The 17,505-nt window shown below is 71.2% G+C and carries 16 protein-coding genes and 1 tRNA gene; 5 read left to right on the forward strand and 12 right to left on the reverse strand.

The genetic code is table 11. From position 1 onward, the window contains the following. Positions 1-12: 12 nt before the first annotated feature. Together BM339_RS16930 and BM339_RS16935 are read right to left on the reverse strand one after the other, a co-directional pair. Positions 13-639 carry a nucleotidyltransferase gene (locus BM339_RS16930; protein ID WP_024934588.1) on the reverse strand — a complete coding sequence of 209 codons (627 nt, stop codon included), beginning with the start codon at positions 637-639 and terminating at the stop codon, positions 13-15. A 75-nt stretch (positions 640-714) separates the two neighbouring features. Beyond that, complete coding sequence (locus BM339_RS16935; protein ID WP_256255377.1) at positions 715-2,115, reverse strand: glycoside hydrolase family 1 protein; 1,401 nt, start codon at positions 2,113-2,115, stop codon at positions 715-717. Positions 2,116-2,723: 608 nt separating this feature from the next. On the opposite strand from BM339_RS16935, the gene BM339_RS49880 reads away from it, so the two are divergent. After that, on the forward strand, positions 2,724-3,254 hold the full coding sequence (locus BM339_RS49880) for a C40 family peptidase (RefSeq protein WP_021599695.1): 531 nt from the start codon (positions 2,724-2,726) through the stop codon (positions 3,252-3,254). An 80-nt stretch (positions 3,255-3,334) separates the two neighbouring features. On the opposite strand, the gene BM339_RS16945 is transcribed toward BM339_RS49880, so the two are convergent. Next, positions 3,335-4,408, reverse strand: a complete 1,074-nt coding sequence (locus tag BM339_RS16945) for an alkene reductase (RefSeq protein ID WP_075021459.1) — start codon at positions 4,406-4,408, stop codon at positions 3,335-3,337. Between the two features lie 102 nt (positions 4,409-4,510). Between BM339_RS16945 and BM339_RS16950 the strand changes: the two genes are divergently transcribed. Together BM339_RS16950 and BM339_RS16955 are read left to right on the forward strand one after the other, a co-directional pair. Further along, complete coding sequence (locus tag BM339_RS16950) at positions 4,511-7,105, forward strand: helix-turn-helix transcriptional regulator (RefSeq protein ID WP_075021460.1); 2,595 nt, start codon at positions 4,511-4,513, stop codon at positions 7,103-7,105. Beyond that, positions 7,102-7,947 carry an ADP-ribosylglycohydrolase family protein gene (locus BM339_RS16955; protein WP_075021461.1) on the forward strand — a complete coding sequence of 282 codons (846 nt, stop codon included), beginning with the start codon at positions 7,102-7,104 and terminating at the stop codon, positions 7,945-7,947. The genes BM339_RS16950 and BM339_RS16955 overlap by 4 nt, the downstream gene beginning before the upstream one ends. Here BM339_RS16955 and BM339_RS16960 read toward each other — a convergent pair. Together BM339_RS16960 and BM339_RS16965 are read right to left on the reverse strand one after the other, a co-directional pair. After that, positions 7,942-8,631 (reverse strand): dienelactone hydrolase family protein, encoded by a 690-nt coding sequence (locus tag BM339_RS16960; protein WP_052357321.1) that lies wholly within the window; start codon positions 8,629-8,631, stop codon positions 7,942-7,944. The genes BM339_RS16955 and BM339_RS16960 overlap by 6 nt on opposite strands. A gap of 1 nt (position 8,632) precedes the next feature. Further along, positions 8,633-9,031, reverse strand: coding sequence for a PaaI family thioesterase (locus tag BM339_RS16965; RefSeq protein ID WP_024934585.1), 399 nt, complete (start codon positions 9,029-9,031; stop codon positions 8,633-8,635). Between the two features lie 6 nt (positions 9,032-9,037). On the opposite strand from BM339_RS16965, the gene BM339_RS16970 reads away from it, so the two are divergent. Continuing rightward, a complete protein-coding gene (locus BM339_RS16970; RefSeq protein ID WP_256255378.1) occupies positions 9,038-10,342 on the forward strand; it encodes a cytochrome P450 in 1,305 nt (434 codons plus the stop codon). 43 nt (positions 10,343-10,385) lie between these two features. Then, positions 10,386-10,458: transfer RNA gene (locus BM339_RS16975), tRNA-Lys, on the forward strand. A 200-nt stretch (positions 10,459-10,658) separates the two neighbouring features. Here BM339_RS16975 and BM339_RS16980 read toward each other — a convergent pair. The 7 genes from BM339_RS16980 to BM339_RS17010 all read right to left on the reverse strand — a co-directional run bounded on the left by BM339_RS16980 (position 10,659) and on the right by BM339_RS17010 (position 17,467). After that, a complete protein-coding gene (locus tag BM339_RS16980; protein WP_083597680.1) occupies positions 10,659-11,897 on the reverse strand; it encodes an FUSC family protein in 1,239 nt (412 codons plus the stop codon). Between the two features lie 18 nt (positions 11,898-11,915). After that, positions 11,916-13,508, reverse strand: coding sequence for an FAD-dependent oxidoreductase (locus tag BM339_RS16985; protein WP_075021464.1), 1,593 nt, complete (start codon positions 13,506-13,508; stop codon positions 11,916-11,918). Next, entirely contained in the window at positions 13,492-13,917 is a 426-nt protein-coding gene (gene trxA, locus BM339_RS16990) for a thioredoxin (protein WP_075021465.1), read from the reverse strand. The genes BM339_RS16985 and trxA overlap by 17 nt, the downstream gene beginning before the upstream one ends. 41 nt (positions 13,918-13,958) lie before the next feature. Next, a complete protein-coding gene (locus BM339_RS16995) occupies positions 13,959-14,408 on the reverse strand; it encodes an Hsp20/alpha crystallin family protein (protein ID WP_021591213.1) in 450 nt (149 codons plus the stop codon). An 83-nt stretch (positions 14,409-14,491) separates the two neighbouring features. Continuing rightward, on the reverse strand, positions 14,492-14,884 hold the full coding sequence (locus BM339_RS17000; protein WP_218163660.1) for a hypothetical protein: 393 nt from the start codon (positions 14,882-14,884) through the stop codon (positions 14,492-14,494). After that, a complete protein-coding gene (locus BM339_RS17005; RefSeq protein ID WP_075021466.1) occupies positions 14,881-15,753 on the reverse strand; it encodes an IS5 family transposase in 873 nt (290 codons plus the stop codon). The genes BM339_RS17000 and BM339_RS17005 overlap by 4 nt, the downstream gene beginning before the upstream one ends. A 139-nt stretch (positions 15,754-15,892) precedes the next feature. Next, entirely contained in the window at positions 15,893-17,467 is a 1,575-nt protein-coding gene (locus BM339_RS17010; protein ID WP_075021467.1) for a Na+/H+ antiporter, read from the reverse strand. Between the last annotated feature and the right edge of the window lie 38 nt (positions 17,468-17,505).

The raw sequence follows: 17,505 nt of genomic DNA on the forward strand, positions 1-17,505 counted from the left end.
TCCCCCCTTCGGTCACGGCACGTCCTCCCCGATGACGTCCAGCCGGGCCAGCAGGGTCAGGAACGCGTAGGCGTAGGGGGACGCGGCGGTCTCGGCGGCCACCCGCCGCCAGTCCACCTGCTCCCGCAGCGCCCGGCCCACGTGCAGGAACCCGCCGAAGTCGCAGGCCGTCTCGGTGAACGCCAGCAGCCGCATGATCATCAGGTCGGTGGCCGGGAGGACGGGCATGAACACCGCGCCGACCGCCATCTCCTCGGCCCGGCCGAGCAGCTCGTCGTCCACCGGCCGGCCGGACGGCGTGTGGATCAGGTCGATCGGCTGATCGCCGTCGTAGGCCTTCTCCAGCCAGTTCTCCGGGCTCCGCTGGTGCGTCATGCCGGCGGCGGCGAGGGCGTCCAGGGCGGCCTGGACGTCCCGCTCCCGCACCACGAAGTCGACGTCGTGCGTCGACACGGCGGCCCCGTGCGCGTACGCGGCGAACCCGCCCGCGAGCGCGTAGCCGATCCCGGCGTCCCGGAGCGCGGCGGCGGCGCGCTTCAGCGCGAGCATCAGGCCGTCCGCCGCGCCGCCGAGGCCCGGCGGCCCCGGTCCCGCGGTGCCGGACCCGCGCGGCGCGACGGCCCGCGGGTGTGTCCGCACGTCCCCCAACGTGTACCCCTGGTCTTTGGCGGTGCCGTGGGACTACCCGGGGACGCGCGGGTCATGCCCCGTTCGTCAGCCGACCGAGCGGTAGGCGGCGGGCGGGGTGGGGGTGGTGCCGAGGCAGGTGGCGATGGGATCCTCGATCGAGCACCATCCCGGCTTGCGCACCGGCACGTACCCGGACGGAACGCCCCGGTTCGCGATGAGCGACCGGTAAGTGGGAACGGCGTCGGTCGGACGGCGCTCCAGGGACGGGTCGGTCAGCGCGTCCACCGTGTACAGGCCGAACCGCGGCCGGTAGCTGCCCCACTCGTAGTTGTCGGTGAGGCTCCAGTAGTTGTAGCCCATCATCTTCACGCCCTCGGCCATGGCCCGCTGGATCCAGTAGATGTGGTCCCGCAGGTGGTTCGAGCGTGTGTAGCCGTCCGGGCGCGGCTTGCCGTCGTCGGTCGGCATGCCGTTCTCGACGATGTAGACGGGCAGGTTCGGCACGCGGCGCTGGTAGTTCTTCAGGACGTAGTACAGGCCCTCGGGTTCGGGGTCGATCCTCCAGAACTCCCCGGTCAGCGAGTGGACCGCGGTCAGGTTCTCCAGGTTGGCGCCGTAGTAGTAGTCGAGGCCGATGAAGTCGAGCTTGTCCGTGACGTCGTTGAACAGCGCCGCGTCGAAGATGCCGTTGAGGGCCGACCCGTAGGCGACGTTACTCGACACGGGGGCGCCCGGGTCGACCTGGTGGATCATGTCGTAGGCCGCGCGGTGCGTCTTGATCAGGGCGTCGCGCATCTTCATCATCTGCCCGAGGTCCATCGGGCGTGTGGTCAGCTCTTTGTAGATGTAGGTGCTGGCCTCGTTGAAGGTGATCCAGATGACGCCCTGGCCCTTGTACCTGTCGACGATGTAGCGCGCGTTGCGCAGCCAGTCCTCCTGGGTCTTCGGGTTGTCCCAGGCGCCCTGGTCGGCGACCCATCCGGGGTACACCCAGTGGTCGAGCGTGAGCATGGGACGCATCCCGTTCGCCTTGATCCGGCGGACGAGGTCGTCGTAGTACGCGAGCGCCCCGGGGTCACGGTGGCCGCGGCGCGGTTCGATGCGGGACCACTCGACGGACGTCCGGAAGACGCTCACGCCGAGCCCCTTGGCGAGCTTCAGGTCGCTGGGGTAGCGGTTCCGGAAGTCGACGGAGTTCCCGTACGGGTCCTCGACCCCGGGGGCCTCGTTCTCGGCGTATCTCGTCCAGTTGCTGTCGGGGAACGACCCTTCGCTCTGGAAACCGCTGGTGGCGACGCCCCAGAGGAAGCCGGGCGGGAACTTGGCGGTCGTGGGCTTGGCCTCCGTCGGCTGGCCGGTGGGAGTCACGGCGGTGGCGGGGGACGTGGCGGTCAGCGCCAGCGCGACCGAGAGGGCGAAGGCTGGGAGGAGATGGACGGGGCGTGCTCTGCCGGGCCTGCCGAACACGGGGCTCCCTCCGGTCACAGGACATGAATCTCCTTCGCACTACAGGGGGGCTCGCCGCCGCCGTCAATGGCCGGACATGGCCGGATCCGGCAACCTCACCCCGCGCCCCGGCTGTGCCGCACATCACAGATCAATAAATGAACCACACTCTTAACGGCCGCATGTGACTCACTTCACAATTCGCTAATTCCCTCGATCATCCATGCTGGCCGGGCGGTAGACCGCAGTCTCAATCGGACGGCCGTCCGATGAAGAAATGGCTTCGTGATTTGCCAGCCGTCACGGACGCTGGCTAGCTTCCTGCCCGGTTCATGCGGCACATCGGCCGCCCGGACAACAGAACACGCAACCCGGCGCACGGCGGCGGCGCGCCCGGCCACCAACCAGGGCCGGCGCGGACCCCCAGGTCGTCCTATCCAGGGACCCCGCCCAGAGCCGCCCGCCGGAAGCCGAATCCGTGCAGCCATGAGGCACGGAACCGGAAGCGGCCGCCATTTTCGGAAACGGCCGCGGCATCCCGATCCCATGATCAGTACCGGTGGGTGACGGCTGCCCGGTAGGCATCGACCGCGAACTCTGGAGTCATTCTGCATACCCCCCGAACGACCCTGAAGACCGGATTCACCGTGGGCGGCCTCGTCCTCACCACGACCACCGCGCTCGGCGCGTCCGTCCTCGCGGCGGGCCCGGCGCAGGCGGCGGTCCCGCAGCGGGCGACGCTCGCCGCGGCACCGGCCGCGCAGGCCGCCACGGCGAAGGCGACGGCGAAGCAGTCCCGGGCCGCGAAGCAGAGGAAGCGCGCCGCCTACGCCGTCAAGTACGCGGCGAAGCAGATCGGCGACCCGTACCGCTACGGCGGCACGGGCCCCGGCTCGTGGGACTGCTCGGGACTGGCCGGCGGCTCCTGGCGCAAGGCCGGGGTGAAGCTGCCCCGGACCACGCAGCAGATCTACCGCGCCGTCAAGAAGAAGGTCTCCTGGAAGGGCGCCGTCAAGGGCGACCTGCTGTTCTTCTACGGCGGCAGGACGCACATGGGCATCTACGCCGGGCACGGGTACATGATCCACGCGCCGAGTTCCGGCCAGCGCGTCAAGAAGATCAAGCTGACCAAGTACTACAAGCGCAACTTCAGCGGCGGTGTCCGCCCGGGTCTCTGACCCGGCGGCGCCGCGAGGCCCCGGCACCGGCTCCCCTTGGCCGATGCCGGGGCCTCCCCCTGTCCCGGCCGGGGCACCGGTCACGCGAGGACCGGGTAGTCGGTGTAGCCGCGGTGGTCGCCGCCGTAGAACGTCGCCCGGTCCGCCTCGTTGTAGGGGCCGCCGGCCCTGATGCGGGCGGGCAGGTCCGGGTTGGCGAGCCACATCTCGGCGAACGCGACCGCGTCGGCCACCCCGTCCCGCAGCGCCTCGGCGCCGTACTCGGGCCTCGCGGGGAACGACTCCGGCGTCGGATGCGGGTTGAGGATCAGCGTCCCCGGCCACACGGCGCGCAGCCGCCGGGTCATGTCCCGGTCGCCGAGCTCCATGATGTGCAGGTACGCGAGCCCCAGCGGGGCGAGCGCGGCGAGCAGCGCCGCGTACAGCTCCGCCGTGTCGCTCTCGCTGACGCCGTTCGCGGTGCCGCCGGGCGACACGCGGAAGCCGACGCGGTCGGGCCCGATCGCCTCCGACACCGCCCGCGCGACCTCGACGCCGAAGCGGATGCGGTTCGCGATCGTCCCGCCGTAGGCGTCGGTCCGCGTGTTGCTGCCGTCGGCGAGGAACTGCTGGATCAGGTAGCCGTTCGCGCCGTGCAGCTCGACCCCGTCGAACCCGGCGTCGATCGCGTTGCGCGCGGACGCGGCGAACTCCTCGACCGCCTGCGCGATGTCGTCCACCGCCATCTCGCGCGGGACGGGGTGGTCGAGCATTCCGTCGGGGGTGAACAGCCGCTCGCCGGACGCGAGGGGCGACGGCCCGAGCGGCGCGCCCCCGTCCGGGTACAGGACGGGGTGCCCGACGCGGCCCGCGTGCATCAGCTGGGCGAAGATCCGTCCGCCCTCGGCGTGGACGGCGTCGGTCACCGCCCGCCACGCCGTCACGTGCCCGTCGTCGTGCAGTCCCGGCGTGAGGATGTAGCCCTGGCCCCGGACGCTCGGCTGGGTTCCCTCGGTGATGATCAGCCCGGCGACGGCGCGCTGCCGGTAGTACTCGACGGTCAACCCGGTCACCGCGCCGTCCTCGGTGGCTCGGCTCCGGGTCATCGGCGCCATCACCAGACGGTTGGACAGCTCCAGCTTGCCGGCCGACAGCGGCTCGAACAGCTCCTGCATGATGTCCTCCTAGTGGCGTCATCGCTGGCCATGAAGCTACGAGCGACCACTTAGGGGGCGAATCCGTAGGGTTTCGGTATTCGGCCCCGTAGTTTTGGAGGCGTGCTCTACGGGCGGAACGACGAACAGGCGCGGATCTCCTCGCTGATCGACAAGGCGCGCGACCACCGGCGCAGCGGCGTCCTCGTGCTGCGCGGAGAGGCGGGGATCGGCAAGTCGGCGCTGCTCGCGCAGGCCGCGGACCGGGTGCCGCGCGCGCTGCGGGTCACCGGGATCGAGGCGGAGTCCGGGATCGCGTTCGCGGGACTCAACCAGCTGCTGTGGCCCGTCCGCGACCGGCTGGACGCCCTGCCGGCCCCGCAGGCCGCCGCGCTGCGGTCCGCGCTCGGCGAGACCTCCCCCGGCCACGACCGCTTCACGACCGGCCTCGCCGTCCTCACGCTGCTCGCCGACCTCGCCGACGCGGACGGCCCCGTCGTGGCCGTGGTCGACGACGCGCAGTGGCTGGACACCGCGACCGCGGAGGCGCTGCTGTTCGCGGCGCGGCGGCTCGCGGCCGAGGGCGTGGTGATGCTGTTCGCCGCGCGGGACGACGCGTTCGCCGCGACCGGGCTGCCGGAACTGCGCCTCGGCAGGCTGCCGCGCGCCGACGCCGAACGGCTCCTCGCCGCGCGCGACCTGGCGCCGATCGTCCGCGACCGGGTCGTCCGGGAGGCGGCCGGGAACCCCCTCGCGCTGCACGAGTTCGCCGCCGCCGACGCGCGCCGGCGGGACGACGCGCGGCCGCTGCCCGTCACCGACCGCGTCCTCGGCGCGTTCCAGGCGCAGATCGGCCGGCTGCCGGAGGGCACCCGGCTGATGCTGCTGATCGCGGCGGCCGAGGGGCGCGGCCACATGCCGAGCCTGCTGGGCGCGGCGAGCACCTTCGGGGTCGGCCTCGCCGACCTGGAGGAGGCCGAACGCGCCCGCCTGGTGGAGGTCTCCGGCCGCACCATCGCCTTCCGGCACCCGCTGATCAGGGCGGCCGCGTACCAGGGGGCCGTCGCGGCGCGGCGCCTCGCCGTCCACCGGGCGCTCGCGGAGTCCGCCGACGACATGGACTGCCGCGCCCGGCACCGCGCGTCCGCCGCCCTCGGGCCGGACGAGGACGTCGCCGCCGAGTTGGAGGACGCGGCCGTCCGGGCCCGCTGCCGCACCGGATACGGGACGGCGGCCGCCCTGTACCGGCAGGCCGCCGACCTCACCCCGGACCCGCCGGCGCGGGCCGCGCGGCTCGGCGCCGCCGCCGACCTCGTCCTGCTGGCGGGACGGCTCGACGAGGCCGAGGAGCTCGCCGTCCAGGCGGAAGGGCTCGGCCCCGCGCCCGCCGACCGCGCCCGGCTCGGCCGCGTCCACGCCGCCGTCGAGTACGAGCGCGGCGACCCCCGCGCCGCGGCCCGCCGGATGGTCGACCGCGCCGCCGGGGACGACCGCGCCGCGATGCTGCGGACCGGCGCCATGTACGGGTGGACGTCCGGCGAGCTTCCCGCCGTGCTCCGGGCGGCCGAGCTGCTGCCGGACGACCCGGCCGTGTGCGGCCTGGCGCTGCTGGCCCGCGGCGACCACGCGGGCGGCGCGCCGCTGCTCGCCGGGCCGGTCGCCGAGGCGCTGGACGGCACCGGCGACCGCGTCCGTGGCGCGCAGCTCGCGCTGATCGTCGGGGACGACGCCGCCGCGCTGGAGCTGGCCGCCGCCGAGGTCGCCGACGGCCGCCGGCACGGCCGGATCGGCGAGCTGCCGAACGTCCTGCAGGTCCAGGCGCAGACGCAGATCGCGGCCGGGCTGCACGCGGACGCCGAGGCCACCGTCGCCGAGGCCATCGCGCTCGCCCGCGACACCGGCCGCCCGCACCGCGAGGGCCGGCTGCGCGCCGTCCTGGCCCGGGTCGCCGCGATCGAGGGCGACGAGGCCCGGCTGCGCGAGCTGATCGCGCACGCCCCGTCCTCGGCGGGCGGCATCGCCGACAGCGCGCTCGCCCTACTCGACCTCGGTCTCGGCCGGCATGACGACGCGCTGCGCCGCCTCGAAGAGATCTCCCGCGGGCATCACCGGCACGGGAGCCTTCTCTCCGCCGCCGACCAGGTCGAGGCCGCCGTGCGCACGGGGGCCATGGACGTCGCCCGCGAGGCCCACTCACGCTTCAGCGCCTGGGCCGAGGCGGTGAAGCAACCGTGGGCGCTCGCCGTGTCACTGCACTGCGAAGCTTTGCTCTCTGACAGTGAAGAACCGTTCGTGCAGGCCGTGCGGTTGCATGAACAGTCAGGCCGGCCGTTCGAGAGGGCCCGCACGGAACTCCTCTACGGCGAGTTCCTGCGCCGGTCCCGCCGCCGCGCGGACGCCCGCGGCCCGCTCCGGTCCGCTGTGTCGATCTTCGAACGCCTCCGCGCGGCCCCCTGGCTGGACCGGGCACGCGCCGAACTCCGCGCGACCGGCGAGTCGGGGACGTCCGTCCCCACCGCGCCGGACCTCCTCGACCGTCTCACCCCGCAAGAGCTTCAGGTCGTCCGGCTGGCGGCTTTGGGGACGAGCAGCCGCGAGATAGCCGCGCAGCTGTTCCTGAGCCCGCGGACCGTCGAGTACCACCTGTACAAGGCGTACCCGAAGCTCGGCATCTCGTCGCGCAGGGAACTCTCCCGCCTCACCCTGGAGCCCGTGTGAAAGACCGCGCGTACGCCTCGCTTCAGGCCCTCGCCGTCGGGGACGCCCTGGGCTCCCAGTTCTTCGTCCCGGCCAACCGTGCCGCGTTCGAAGCGCGAACCCTCCCCCCAGGCCCCTGGCAGTGGACGGACGACACGGAGATGGCCGCGTCCGTCTACCTCGTCCTGACCCGCCACGGGGCAATCGACCAGGACGCCCTGGCCGCGAGCTTCGCCGAACGGCACGACTTCGACCGCGGCTACGGACCGTCCACCGGACGGCTCCTGCGGCTCGTCCGGGAAGGCGGCGACTGGCGGACCCTCGCCCGGGAACCGTTCGACGGCGCGGGCTCATGGGGGAACGGCGCCGCGATGCGGGTCGCGCCCCTCGGCGCGTGGTTCGCGGACGACCCCGCCGAGGCGGCCCGCCAGGCCGCCCTCTCGGCCGAGGTGACGCACCCGCACCCCGAGGCGGTGGCGGGTGCGATCGCCGTGGCCGTCGCCGCCGCCATCGCACCCTCCCGGCCGCCGCCCGGCAAGTTCATCGACGAGATCCTCCGGCTCGTCCCGCCCGGGACGGTCCGCAAGGGCATCGTCGACGCCCGCCGGCTGCTGACCATCGGCGACCCGTCCACCGCGTCCGCCGTCCTCGGCAACGGCCGGCACGTCGCCGCCCACGACACCGTGCCGTTCAGCCTCTGGGCCGCCGCACGCCACCTCGGCGACTACAAGGCCGCCTTCTGGACGACCGCGGCGGCCGGCGGGGACGTCGACACCACGTGCGCCATCGTCGGCGGCATCCTCGGCTCATCCCCCGCCGACTGGCTGGAGCACTGCGAGCCGCTGCCGTCCTGGGCGCTATGAAAGCGTCCGCTGGAGGAACTCCTCCGTGAGCCTCCAAGCGCGCGCCGCCGGCTCCGGCTGGTAGAACATCGGCGCCTTCCGGTTGTGGAACGCGTGCCCGCCGTCCTCCTGGACGTGGATCTCCATGCCGTCCCGTCCGTCCACGGCCCGCTCCACCTTGGCCACGTCCTCCCTGGGGATGTAGGGGTCGTCGCCGCCGAAGTGGAACTGCGTCGGCGCCTGCACGGCGTCCAGATGCTCCAGCATCCCCGGCACCCCGGACCCGTAGAACGACACCAGGGAGTCGACCTCGGCCCGAGCGGCCAGCAGGTACGCGAGCGTCCCGCCGAAGCAGAACCCGAGGACACCGACCTTGCCCACCTCCGGCAACCCCTTCAGCACGCCCAGCGCCGCCGCCGCGTCCTCCACGCCCTTCTCCCAGTCGAACTGGGAGACCATCGACATCCCCTTGGGAAGGGCCTCCTCGTTGTGCTCGGTGGTCCAGTTCGGCTCGATCCGCCAGAACATGTCGGGCGCCCCCACGACATATCCGAGCGCCACCAGGTCCTGCGCGACCGCCTCCATGTAGTCGCCCACACCGAAGATCTCCTGCACGAGCAGGACACCCGGCCCGCCGCCCTCGGGCGCCCACACCCGCAGGTCGAACTCGCCGTCCGGAACTACGACTTTCTCGATACGACTCATGTCAGCCGATGATGGCGTAAACCGCGCTCGCGTGCGCCACGGTCTTCCCGTCCGCCGTCATGTCGATCTCCGCGAACGCCAGCGTCCGGCCCAGCTTCGTCAGCTCCACCTGGACGAACACGTCCCGTCCCACCACCGGCCGCTGGAACGACGTGCTCAGCTGGACGGTCGTCATCGGCACGAACTCCCCCTTCGCCCCCGACACCGCCAGCACGACCGCCGTGTCCGCCGCCGCCATCAGCGCCTGCCCCGACAGCGCGCCGCCCTCCCGCGCCAGCCGGTCCGACCAGGGCAGCCGCAGCACCGCGGACCCGTCCCCCACCTCCTCCGGCACCAGGCCCAGGTCCAGCACCCAGGGCGCGAAGTTGTCACGGAGGATCTCCTCAGGCTTCAACGTCACCCCGACATGATGCACGCTGAGGACATGCACGAGGAGATCTTCCTGCCCGCCACCTACGCCACCGGGGTCCCCTACGGCACGTTCCGGAAGCTCCGCGCCGAAACGCCCGTCACCTGGGTCCCCGAACCCGCCGTCGGCCCCTGGCCCGCCGGCCCCGGCTACTGGGCGGTCTTCCGGCACGCCGACGTGAAGCACGTCCTGCGCTCCCCGGACCTCTTCTCCTCCAACCTCGGCGCCACCCAGATCCGCGACCCCGACACGCCCGAGGATCTCGCCTTCGTCCGCGCGATGATGCTCAACCAGGACCCGCCGGACCACTCCCGCCTGCGCCGCATCGTCGCCGCCGCCTTCACCCCCCGCGCCGTCCGCGCCCTGGAAGAAACGATCAACGACCGCGCCCGCGGCCTCATCGCCTCCGCCCTGGGCGAGGAGACCGACTTCGTGGACCTCGCCGCGGACCTCCCCGTCTGGACGCTCGCCCACATCATGGGCGTCCCCGACTCCGACCGGCGCCTCCTCTACGACTGGGCGTCCCGCGTCATCGGCTACCAGGACGACGAGTACGCCGGCCTCTCCACCGCCGACGCCGCCGCCATGACCCCCATGGCCCAGGAGGCCATGAAGTACCGGCCCACCACGTGGGCGCACCCGGACGGCCGCCCCGTCAACCCGCGCTCCTACACGGCCCTCGCCGACATGTTCGCCTACGCCCACGCGCTCGCCGCCGAGAAGCGGCTGCGCCCGTCCGGCGACATCATGTCCCGCATGCTGGAGGGCGGCCTCACCACCCACGAGTTCGAGAACATGTTCTTCCTCTTCGCCGTCGCGGGCAACGAGACCCTCCGCAACGGCATCCCGGGCGGCCTCCTCACCCTCCTCGACCACCCCGCCGAACTCTCCCGCCTCCGCGCCGACCCGTCCCTCCTCCCGTCCGCCGTCGAGGAGATGCTGCGCTACTGGCCCCCCGTCATGGACTTCCGCCGCACCGCCACGAAGGCCGTCGCCCTCTCCGGCCAGGAGATCGCCCCCGGCGACAAGGTCGTCGTCTACCACGCCTCCGCCAACCGCGACGAGACCGTCTTCCCCACCCCCGACCGCTTCGACATCACCCGCACCCCCAACGACCACGTCAGCTTCGGCTTCGGCCCCCACTTCTGCCTGGGCGCCCACCTGGCCCGCACCCAGATGCGCGCCATCTTCCGCGAACTCCTCCCCCACACCGTCACCCTCACCGGCACCCCCGTCCGCCTGGCCTCCAACTTCCAGAACGGCCTGAAGCACCTCCCCGTCCACCTGACCCCCGCCCCCTAACCCCGTCGCAAACCCCCCGCCGATCTCGGTACCCTTGCGGGACGGGTCGCTAGCTCAATTGGCAGAGCTCCGGACTTTTAATCCGTAGGTTGTGGGTTCGAGTCCCACGCGACCCACCCATCCCGACCAGGGCAAACACGAGATTGCCCCGGTTTGCCCGCCGCCGGTTCCGTCCCGGTTCGTCCCCACGTTTGCTCGACGTTTGCTCGGCGGCTCGATCCGGGCTCCGTGCGCGCTCCGTCCGGACTGCTGGGCCCGGCCCTGCTGAAGGCCCGTAGCTCATGTTCCGTATTGGTGCTGTCGACGACGGGACGGGTCAGGAGCGTGCTCGGCGTAGGTCGGTTCGCCGCCGGATCGGGCTGAGCGTGGCGGGCGGCGAAGGTTTGGGAATGCGGAGTCGGCGATTGGGGCGCCCTTGCGTTCGTATCCGTCGCCCGGATTCCAGTTCGGTTCTCAAGCGGTCGAGGTGGACGAGAAGCTCGCCATGGAGCGGCCAGTCAGGGCTGTCGGCCCGCAGCATCTCGGTCAGCTTTACGCGCTCTTCGCGCGCGGCGTCCAGGTGGGAGGCGAGCGAGTCCTCGAACTCGGTGGTTCCTGTGGCGAATTGCTGCCGGCGCATTCGCCCGTAGGTGCTCATCGCCGAGGCCAGGTGTCCTACGGTCGTGGCCAGCTGGATGCGGGTGTCGCTCCTGGATAGGGGGTCCTCGCTCCCCTGCTCAGGCTCGTTGGCATGGTCGGCGAGGCAACGTGCGAGGCCGCGGATGGTGATTCCGCAGTGTTCCAGTGCGACCAAGGTCTCCCGCAACGCCACCATTGACCGCAGCATTCCGACGCCCTGCGGGTTGAGGCGGATGCTCTCCTCGGCATGCACGAGTTCGCCGTCCACGCGTTGGACTTCCCGGCTGAGGGAGCGGGCCTGGAAGAGCAACTCGTCGAACGTGCGTGGCTCGGGGCGCTTCTCCACAGCGCCGGCGATGTCGTGGAGGTGACGGGCCATGGTACCGCTGAGGTCCTCTAGTGCCTCCTCGGCTGCCTGGATCTTGACGGGCGAGGTCAGGATCCCGGCGGCCAGGCCGGTGAGCGCGCCGACGAGGGTCTCCACGATCCGCCCCTCGGCCGCGGCGCCGGTTTCGAGGGACAGGATGAGCATGGCACTGATCGGCACCTCGAGAATGTAGTTGCCGAGCCGCATCACGAATCCGCAGATCAGCGCGGCCGTGATGGCCAGGCCCAGGCTCCACCAGCTGAATCCAACCAGGCTCGACAGCAGTGCCGCGACCATCACACCGACCACGACGCTGACGACGCGCTGCCAGACATGGTGGATGGTCTGGTACAGCGTGACCTGGACGACGAGGATTGCGGTCAGAGGGGCGAGTACGGGCCTTGGGCTGGTGCCGGGCAGCCATGACGCGAGTTGGAACGAAAGAACCGCAGTCACGGCGAGGCGGGCGATCACGATGGCCGTAGGCTGTGTGCGCAGCCGCTTCAGGCGCACCCGCACCGGTATGACTGCGGTGCGGGCTGCTGCACGTATCCGCTGGTCACCGCTCATCTCACAGCCGACGGCCGGTCACCGGTTCAGGCGCTCGAACGCCAAACGGACGGCCATCGCCCCCTCTCCCACCGCAGAGGCGACCCGCTTGATCGAGCCGCTCCGCACGTCGCCGGCGGCCAGCACGCCGGGGAGGTTGGTCTCCAACGGCAGGGCCTGCGGGCCGCCGGTGCGCACATATCCCTTGTGATCGAGGTCGACCGTGCCGGACAACCAGGCGACGCAGGGGTCGGCTCCGATGAAGACGAACAATGCGCGAACCTTGAAGCGGCGGACTTCACCGGTCCGCTTGTTCTCCGTGACGACTTCCTCCAGTAGATCGTGACCGTGCAGTTCACGGACCTCGGTGTGCAGGAAAACGCCGATCTCGGGGCAGTGCTCGATCCGATCGATGAGGTAGCGCGACATGCTCTCGCCGAGCTCCGCGCCCCGAACGAAGAGCAACACGCGAGTGGCGTGCCGGGCCAGGAACACGGCTGCCTGACCAGCGGAGTTGCCGCCGCCGACGATGGCCACCGGCACGTGCCGGCACTGCAGCGCCTCAACCTGAGTCGCCGCGAAGTACACGCCGGCACCATCGAAGTCGTCTAGGTGCGGGACGTCCAGTCGGCGATAACGGGCGCCGGTCGCGATGACGACCGTGCGGCCGGACAACTCGCCGCCTCCACCGAGGTCGACGGTGTACCGGCCATTGCCCACCCGCAGGCCCATGGCGTCGCCGGGCACGTGGAGCTTCGCCCCGAACTTCCCGGCCTGGATGACCGCCCGATCGGTCAGCTCCGCGCCCGAAATGCCGGCCGGGAAACCGAGGTAGTTCTCGATCCTGGATGATGTGCCGGCCTGACCTCCGGTGGCGATGGCATCGACGACCATCGTGTCCAGGCCCTCCGAAGAGCCGTACACGGCCGCGGCCAGCCCGGCCGGGCCCGCGCCAATGACAAGCATGTCGTACGCCGACGAGGCCGGTGCCGGTGGCGGCAGCCCGAGCAGCCGTGGGAGTTCGTCGTCCCCCGGATTGCGCAGCACCCGCTCACCGTTCAGGATCACGACGGGTGTCTCCGACGCTGGGACGCCGAGCTCTCTGAGCAGCGATTCGGCGTCCTCATCGTCCTCGACGTCGATCCATCGGTGCGGCAGCCGGTTGCGCGCGGCGAAGTCGCGCAGTCGGCGGCAGCTGGGAGAGAACCGCGAACCGATGATCCGCAGCCCGGCGCCCTGCTCGACGAGCAGGGCGCGGCGGATGAGGAACGCGCGCAGAACGATGTCGCCGAACCAGGGCTCCCTGCCGGCCAGCTCGCGCAGCCGCCGTGGCGGCACCGCGATCACTTCGCCCGGCTCCTCGACGCGGGCGGTGAGGAACGTGGGCTGACCGGTCAGCAGGCCCAGCCCGCCGAGGAAACGCCCCGGACCGTGCACCCGGATGACTTCGCCCTTGTCGAGCATCGCCACCGTCCCGGCCAGGATCAGGAAGAAGTCGTAGGCACGGTCCCCTTCGGAGAAGAGGACGTCGCCACGGCGGGTCGGGCGTCGTTCCCCGTATGCCGCGACCAGCTCGACCTGCTCCCGGTCGAGCCGGGGGTAGGCGCCGTACAGATCAGATGTCTCTTCCAAGGGCTTCCTCCACCCACGTTCTGAGTGGACCAGCAGGTACGGCGCCCGCTCTCTGGTCGATCACCTTCCCGTCACGCATCAGTAGGAGCGTGGGAACGGCACGCACGGCGAAGCGCTCCTGAATGTATGGCGCCCGGTCGATGTCGATCTTCACGAGCTTCAGCCGCCCGGCCATCTCGTGGGCGATGCGCTCCAGTACCGGGCTGACCGTGCGGCACGGCGCACACCAGGTCGCCCACAGGTCGATGATGACCGGGACCGAGGAGCGCTCGGCCACCTCGGCGAAATCCTCGTCTCCGGCTTCTGCGATCCACGGGAGCGGCCGGTGACAGTTGCCGCAGACTGGACCACCGTCGGCGGCTGCCGGCACACGGTTCTTCTTGCCGCAGTGCTCGCAACGGATGATCATCGGCTCCTCCCGCTGGCGTGGGCGGGTCGCCCCCGTGAGGGTCAGTCCTTGACCTCGATGTGGCGGTCCTTCTCGGTCGTGGCCTTGGGGACCGTCACGGTGAGCACGCCATCGCCGAGGTTCGCGTCGACCCGTTCAGCGTCGATGTCACCGGGCAGGTACACGCGGTACTCGAATCGGCCGCTGCGCCGCTGCTTGCGATGCCGCAGCCCACGGCTCTCCCTCTCCTTGACCTCTCCGGTGATGGTCAGCTCCCGATCGTGCAGTGATACGTCGATCTCGTCCTTCTTCAGGCCGGGAAGTTCGGCCTCGATTACATAGGCGTCGTCGGTCTCGCTCACGTCCGCCGCAGGTGCCCAGGGCATCTCCGTGGTGGTGCCGGCGAAGGCCGCGTTGACCAGCTGTTCCATCTGCTCGTAGAGGGGGTCGAATGCCCGCGGCCTCGGGGTGAGCATCGTGTCTCCGGGGTGGCGGATGCTGGGCAGTGCCATGGTCTGATCCTCTCGTTGGGGACGTTCTCTGAGTGGGACGTTGCCCGTCCGGCCGGTCCGGCACATCCTCAGAGGGTTGTTTGTTAGGCGTTGTCTCGTTTAATGGCGAAGAGTCCTGATTCGGGTTCTTCGGCTAGGTCTCGGCCGACGAGGCGTTTGAGTTTGGCGCGGACGCCTTCGACGGTGTTCTTGCTGGTGGCGGGCAGGTTGAGGGCCAGGGCGACGTCTTTGGTGCGCAGGCCGCCCGGGTTGTCGGCCAGGACGGCCAGAATGTCGCGGTAGGCGGGCGGGAGCGGCGGCCCGGCGGCACCGGCGAGTTCCAGCAGTGTCTGGTGGGTGACCTCGAGCCGTTCCAGCTGGTGGCGGGCTTCGGCGAGCTCGGCGGTGAGCCGCTCGACCCGGGCGCGGGCCGCGTCACGGTCGTCGGCCAGGCGGCGCAGGAGCTGGTCGGGGACCGGCGGCGGCCGACCGGTCACGCGGCCGTGCCTGAGGCCGGAGGCGGGGTGCCGCGCCAGCGGGTGGTGGTGCCGGTCAGCCGGCGCGTCATCCGGTCGGTGGCCGCCCAGTACAGGTGGGACTCGCTGCTGGCGGGCAGCTTCTCGTGGTCGCGGGCCAGCCGCCGGTGCAGCATGGTGGTGCCGAAGGTCTGCTCGGCCACCCACCGCTTGGGCACCGGGGTGAACCCTTTGGTCCCGGGTTCGGGCTGCACCACGGTGACCGTGATGCCCAGCCCGGCGCCGTGGCCGGCGACCGCGTTCTTGAACCCCGCGTCCACCCACGCGGTCCGCACGCCCGGGTTGTCGATGGCGACCCGGTCCAGCAGCTCGATCCCGATGGCGTTGTCGTGCACGCTCGCGGCGGTCACCACCACCGCGATCAGCAGGCCCAGCGCATCGGTGGCGATCCCGCGCTTGCGGCCCCGGCTCTTCTTCCCAGGGTCCAGGCCCGTGGTGGCCGAGGGGACCCCGGCCGCGGCGTGCACGGTCTGCGAATCCATCACCACCGCCGACGGGTCTTCGGCCCGTCCGGCGACCTCACGGACCCGGCCGCGCAGCAGATCGTGGATCGTCTGGGTCAGCCCGTCATCGCGCCACCGGGCGAAGTAGTAGTACACCGCCGAGCGGGGCGGCAGGTCATGCGGCAGGTACTCCCACCCGCAGCCCGTCCGTTCCTGATACAGGATCGCGTTCACGATCTCCCGCATCTGATACCGGCCCTGATGCCCCGACACCGACGGGTGCCGCGCCTTCCACGCCGCGATGACCGGCTCGATCAGCGCCCACCGCTCATCGGACAGGTCACTGCGATACGGCTTCCGGCCGCCGGCCACACCCTCGAGCCCCATGCCACCCACAGCAACCCAACGGTGACGCATCGTCAATGAGCCGTAACGAAACCCTCACCAACCCACCCAACCCAGACAAGGACATTCCCTGTCAAACAACCCTCTCAGAGTTGACAGGTCTGGACGGGGCGGCGCCCGGTCAGCCGACTTCCCGGATGTCGGGGTCCTCAAGATCGAGCCACCGATCCACGGCCCGCAGGACCTCGGCGCTGATCTTGCCTTTGGAGTAGAGCCGGCGCAGCTTCTCGCGCTGCGTCCGCACCAGTTCGCGGCGGAGGCCTAGGGAGTCGGTGACCTCCTCGTCGAGGTCCTCGCCGAATTCGGTGCGAATCTGGTCCAGGAGATCCTCGTACAGCTGGTGGAAGGTCCTGCCGGTGCGATCGTCGACCTCGCCGTTCTCGATGAGCTCGTCCAGCCGTGCCAGGGCTGCTTCCACCACTGCCTTTCGCGCCTCCTGGTACTCGATCCGAACGCGGTCGGACTCGGCCAGGCCGAGCCGTCTCAGCAGGCCGGGCAGCGTGGTCGCACACCCGAGCAGGGTGATGAACACGACGGCGCCGGTCACGAACAGCCGCTCTCCGCGTCGTTCCGGCGGTAGGCCCGGCGCCGACACCGGCAGGGACAGCACGATCGCCAGTGAGATCGCGCCTCGCATGCCGCTCCAGCCGATGGCGAGCCGCTCGCGCCAGTTCAGATGGTCGAAGGCGACGTGCCGGCCGGGCAAGTACCGGGAGAGCGGGAAGACGAACTGGGTCCAGGCCAGCCGCAGGGCCACGATGGCGGCCGTGACCGCGGCCGCGCCCAGGATCGCCGGCGACCATGCCGAGCCGGTCAACTCGCGCACGATGACGCGAATCTCAAGACCGAGCAGCACGAACAGCGCCGACTCCAGGAGGAAGACCAGCACCTGCCAGAACAGATGACCGGGCAGCCGGGACGCCGGCTGGAGCATGCCCTCTCCGCGGGTGCCCAGATAGAAGCCCGCGCAGACGGTGGCGAGTACCCCGGAGAAGCCGAGTTCGTCGGCCGGGACGAACGCCAGGTACGGCGTCAGCAGGGACACGATGATCTGGCTGGCGGGATCGCGGATCCGGCGGCGGAGGCGGGACGCGATGAACCCCACCGCCAGGCCGTACGCCACGCCGCCGGCGACGACCTCGGCCAGCCGTGCGATGCCGTGGCCGATGGTGAAGGGTGTCGTCAGCGCCTCGACGGCCAGCACGAAGGCGGTGAGCGCGACGGCGTCGTTGATGAGGTTCTCCCCTTCGACGATGGTCGCGATCCGGCTCGGCGCGTTCAGCCGCTTCATGATCGAGATCGCGGCGACGGGGTCGGTGGGGGCCACGGCGGCACCGAGGGCGACGGCCGCCGCCCAACCCAGATCGGGCAGGACCCCGCGCAGGACCACGGCGACGGTGAAGGTGGTCACCGTCGTCAGGCCGATCGCGAGCGCCGTGATCGGCACTGCGTCCGCCTTCGCCTCGCGCGGGGAGCTGAAGAACGCGGCGTAGTAGACGAGCGGGGGCAGGAAGCCCAGTAGCACCAGTTCCGGTGGCAGCTCGATCTCGGGCATGCCGGGCAGGAACGCGGCCGCTGCGCCGAGGACGACGAGAAGGATCGCGTCGGGTATCCCTAGGCGCGAGGACAGGGCCCGGGAGAGCAGTAGCACGGCCGTGATGACCAGGCCGACGATGAACAGGGATTCCGAACCCATGATCGCGGCCTTCCCGCGGGAGACCCCGTCCAGCCGAA

It is taken from the genome of Actinomadura madurae (assembly GCF_900115095.1).
GTDB lineage: Bacteria > Actinomycetota > Actinomycetes > Streptosporangiales > Streptosporangiaceae > Spirillospora > Spirillospora madurae.

Bases quoted from the DNA above. Each gene is read 5' to 3' on its own strand.
- BM339_RS16960 (WP_052357321.1), bottom strand. From the start codon at position 8,631: ATGAGTCGTATCGAGAAAGTCGTAGTTCCGGACGGCGAGTTCGACCTG.
- BM339_RS17005 (WP_075021466.1), bottom strand. From the start codon at position 15,753: ATGGGGCTCGAGGGTGTGGCCGGCGGCCGGAAGCCGTATCGCAGTGAC.
- BM339_RS16945 (WP_075021459.1), bottom strand. From the start codon at position 4,408: ATGCAGGAGCTGTTCGAGCCGCTGTCGGCCGGCAAGCTGGAGCTGTCC.
- BM339_RS16995 (WP_021591213.1), bottom strand. From the start codon at position 14,408: ATGGCACTGCCCAGCATCCGCCACCCCGGAGACACGATGCTCACCCCG.
- BM339_RS16980 (WP_083597680.1), bottom strand. From the start codon at position 11,897: ATGAGCGGTGACCAGCGGATACGTGCAGCAGCCCGCACCGCAGTCATA.
- BM339_RS16970 (WP_256255378.1), top strand. From the start codon at position 9,038: ATGATGCACGCTGAGGACATGCACGAGGAGATCTTCCTGCCCGCCACC.
- trxA (WP_075021465.1), bottom strand. From the start codon at position 13,917: ATGATCATCCGTTGCGAGCACTGCGGCAAGAAGAACCGTGTGCCGGCA.
- BM339_RS17010 (WP_075021467.1), bottom strand. From the start codon at position 17,467: ATGGGTTCGGAATCCCTGTTCATCGTCGGCCTGGTCATCACGGCCGTG.